The sequence below is a fragment of the Variovorax sp. P4_B10 genome (assembly GCF_056402375.1).
Window position 1 is genome coordinate 1 of record NZ_JBFUHN010000188.1, and the last position, 701, is coordinate 701.

General features: G+C 63.2%; 1 protein-coding gene. It reads right to left on the minus strand.

Features of this window, described 5'->3' with window-relative positions; all coding sequences use genetic code 11:
- Positions 1–315: 315 nt before the first annotated feature.
- A partial coding sequence (locus AC1DXX_RS33395; RefSeq protein ID WP_478138483.1) for a tripartite tricarboxylate transporter permease occupies positions 316–701 on the minus strand: 386 nt, incomplete at its 5' end.

Here is a 701-nt window from a genome sequence, read left to right on the forward strand (position 1 = left end):
CCCTGAGGGTGTTTGACGCCCGCTGCCCTGAGGGTGTTTGACGCCCGCTGTTCAGGGCGCGATCACGCCGACGGTGTGATCGCTCAGAGCGGTCGTTGATCGGCCAGCACAACAAGCCGCGCCTCTCGTGCGCAGGGCACCGGGTGCTCCCCGCAGCGAAATAAAGGAGGAGCGAAGCGGGGGACATTCGCGGAGGGGAGCACCCGGTGTCCTGCGCACGCGCCCCGAACGCTCCCCCCAGTCCTAACGCAATACCCAGTAAACGAAAAACGGCGCCCGAGGGCGCCGTTTTGCTACAGAGGAGCGAAGCCCCGCTTATTCTTCGACGAAGGCTTCCTCGCGCTTCGACTTCACAGCCGGCAGCAGCACGATCACCAACAGCAGCGCCGCTGCAGCCAGCAGACTGGCAGAGATCGGACGCGTGACGAACACGCTCCAGTCGCCACGCGACAGCAGCAGCGAACGGCGCAGGTTCTCTTCCATCATCGGCCCGAGGATGAAGCCCAGCAGCAATGGCGCAGGCTCGCAACCCAGCTTGAAGAAGGTGTAGCCCACCAGACCGAAGATGCCCACCATCCAGATGTCGAAGGTGTTGTTGTTGGTCGAGTACACGCCGATTGCGCAGAACAGCACGATGGCGGGGAACAGGAACTTGTAGGGCACCGACAGGAGCTTGATCCACATGCCGATCAGCGGCAGGT